Origin of the sequence: Nocardia farcinica, from assembly GCF_029867845.1 — a bacterium.
Classification (GTDB): domain Bacteria; phylum Actinomycetota; class Actinomycetes; order Mycobacteriales; family Mycobacteriaceae; genus Nocardia; species Nocardia farcinica_A.
Genome location: NZ_JARWRU010001111.1, coordinates 1 through 2985, shown reverse-complemented (window position 1 = coordinate 2985; position 2985 = coordinate 1). Strand labels below are relative to the sequence as shown.

Here is a 2985-nt window from a genome sequence, read left to right as displayed (position 1 = left end):
CACAACGTGGAGTGGGAGTACCTGGCCGAACAGGACGGCGAACGCGGGGAACGCATCGACTCCGTCGTCATGTACCACGTCATTCACGTGCAGCCGAAGACCAGCCGCGAGGCCCCCGAGTGACCGACACACAGGAGGCGTGGGGGGGGGGGGGGGGGGGCGCCCCCCCCCCCCCCCCCCCCCCCCCCGTCGTGCGTCATGACAGAGCGTGCATGTGATTCAAATCACATGCTGGATGTTTGCTGAACCCTGGTCGATCGGTTAGGCGAACCGGCAGAATCGCGGGTGTTGCAGTTGGGGCACATGCTTACCGCTGGTGCCGGTGTGACTAGTCGACGAGTTCCACCCATGTCCCCGTGGCCGTGCGCGCGACGCAGGCCGCGGGAGTTGACCGAGGGTCCGCTGCGCCGCCCATGAGACGACCGCGTGGGTCGACGAACGTCGCGGACCGCCTGGCCGACAGGGAGGCCGCGTTCGCATGATCAGACGTTCCGCTCGCATCATCCGGCAACCGGGGACCCGGCAGCGCGCCGCGCGTTCGCAGCACACCCGGCCCGCCACCCGACGCCCGCGGCGAACGCTGCGGCGCCTGGCCACCGGCCTGCTCGCCACCACCGTGACCTCGGTGATCCTCGGCGGCGTCGCGACGGCCGAGCCGTCCCCGGTCGCCTCCGGCCTGAGCAGCGGGTCGGGCACCGGCAGCGGAACCGGTTCCGGCACGGGTTCCGGCACCGGTTCCGGTCTCGGCTCGGGCCTCGGTTCCGGCAGCGCCAGCGGCTCGGCCGCGCTGCCCGTGCCAAGCGTGGCCGGGCTCGGCGCGCTCGCGGCGGCGACCACCCAGGTGGGCAAGCCCTATGAATGGGGCGCCATGGGACCGCACTCCTGGGACTGCTCGGCACTGGTGCAGTGGGCGTTCCGGCAGGTGGGGGTGCCGCTGCCGCGCACGACCTGGGAGCAGGCCGAGGTCGGCGCCCCGGTGCCGATGTGGGCGCTCTCGCCCGGCGACGTGGTGATCCTCAACCCCGACGCCTCGCACGTGGGCATCTACGCCGGTTTCGGGCAGGTGCTCAACGCCTACGGCCGCGGCGTGCCGGTCGGGCTGACACCGCTGAGCCACTTCACCGTCTACAGCATCCGTCGCTTCTGACGCGTGGAGCCGCCGGCGGGGGCGTTCAGTCCAGCTCGGCCGCCATCTGGCGCAGCAGCGGGCCGTACTGCGGGTGGGCAAGTGCGCTGGCGAACTGCGCGACCAGGTAGTCGGCCGGATTGCCGGTGTCGTACCAGCGGCCCTTGATGACCTGGCCGAAGACCGGGTTCTCGGCGGCGTAGACATTGATCGCGTCGGTCAGGTAGACCTCGCCGGTGCGGTGCTCGTACCAGGCGTCGGTCTGGCGGCGCAGCTCGGTGATGATGCCCGGCGTCACCACGTACCCGCCGATGGCCGCGAAGTTCGACGGCGCGTCCTCGGGCTTGGGCTTCTCCCGCAGGCCGGTGATGCGCAGCAGGCCGTCGCCGAGATCGTCGGTGACCACCGGCACGCCGTAGCGCTGCGAGTCGGCCGGGTCCATCGGCATGAGCGCCAGCACCGGCGCGCCGGTGCGCTCGTAGGCGTCGATGAGCTGCTGGGCGCGCGGGATCTCGGCGACGAACACGTCGTCGGGCCACAACACCAGCATCGGCTCGTCGCCCATGGTGCGTGCGGCGTTGAGCACCGGGGTGCCGTTGCCGTAGGGGCCGTGCTGGTCGAGATAGGTGATGTGGCCGAGCCGGGACAGCTCGCCGACCTCGGCCACCGCGTCGGCGAAGGCGGTCTTCCCGTCGGCGCGCAGCTGCTCGACCAGGGCGGGGTTGGGGCGGAAGTGGTCCTGGATGACGTGCTTGCCACCGCTGACCACGATGGTGATGTCGGTGATGCCGGAGGCGACCAGCTCGCGCACGGTGTGTTCGATGACCGGTTTGTCGCCGACCGGAAGCATCTCCTTGGGAATCGCCTTGGTCAGCGGAAGCAGCCGGGAGCCGATACCTGCGGCCGGAATGACGGCCTTGCGGATCTTCATGCCCTCGATCATCACATACCCGGCGCGGGGAATCGGGCCAACCGGACCCGCGATCCGCCACGGCTATCACGGCTGGTGACGGTGGGTTTACGTGGGTCCGGCGGTTGGTTCACCACCAGCTGCCCGGCAGCAAGTCCGCAGCCATCCCGTGACCGGCCGGGCGTGACCCGCCGGACGTGAGCCGCCGAGGGTGAGCCGCCGAGGGTGAGCCGCCGTGCTCGCCCCGACCTGTCGGGGCGCTGACGTAGATTCCGGTACGTGAGTACCGCACCGGAACAGCCCGAGGCCGGGCGCACCGCGCGCCGGTGGGTGCTGCACATCGACATGGACGCCTTCTTCGCCTCGGCCGAGCAGCTCACCCGGCCCACCCTGCGGGGCAGACCGGTGCTGGTCGGTGGCACGGGCGCGCGCGGCGTGGTGGCGGGCGCGAGCTACGAGGCCAGGGCCTTCGGTGCCCGCTCGGCCATGCCGATGCACCAGGCCAGGCGGATGGTCGGACCCGCCGCTGTGGTGGTGCCGCCGCGCGGCGCCGTCTACGCGCATCTGAGCGGGCTGGTGTTCGACGCGCTGCGCGAGTCCGTGCCGGTGCTGGAGACGCTGTCGTTCGACGAGGCCTTCGGCGAGCCCGCCGAGCTGGCGGGTGCGAGCGTGGCGCGGGTCCACGAGTTCTGCGCCGGGCTGCGCGCGGTGGTGCGCGAACGCACCGGACTGACCGCATCGGTCGGCGCGGGCACCGGCAAGCAGCTGGCCAAGATCGCCTCCGGCCTGGCCAAACCGGACGGCATCCGGGTGATCTCGCCCGGCGAGCAGACCGAGTTGCTCGCCGGGCTGCCGGTGCGCAAGCTGTGGGGGATCGGCCCGGTCGCGGAGAGCAAGCTGCGCGCGGTCGGCATCGAGACGGTCGTCGATGCCGCGTGCCAGCCGGTGC

At 71.8% G+C, this 2985-nt stretch carries 2 protein-coding genes and 1 pseudogene; 2 read left to right on the top strand and 1 reads right to left on the bottom strand.

Annotation, left to right across the window (positions count from 1 at the left end):
- Nucleotides 1-580 precede the first annotated feature (580 nt).
- Nucleotides 581-1147: an NlpC/P60 family protein gene (locus tag QH283_RS24600; RefSeq protein WP_414689614.1), complete on the top strand. Its 567-nt coding sequence runs from the start codon at nt 581-583 to the stop codon at nt 1145-1147.
- A 25-nt stretch (nt 1148-1172) separates the two neighbouring features.
- On the opposite strand, the gene QH283_RS24595 is transcribed toward QH283_RS24600, so the two are convergent.
- Nucleotides 1173-2057 (bottom strand): UTP--glucose-1-phosphate uridylyltransferase, encoded by an 885-nt coding sequence (locus QH283_RS24595; RefSeq protein ID WP_280505310.1) that lies wholly within the window; start codon nt 2055-2057, stop codon nt 1173-1175.
- A 324-nt stretch (nt 2058-2381) separates the two neighbouring features.
- On the opposite strand from QH283_RS24595, the pseudogene QH283_RS24590 reads away from it, so the two are divergent.
- Nucleotides 2382-2985, top strand: a pseudogene (locus QH283_RS24590) (DNA polymerase IV); the annotation flags it as partial.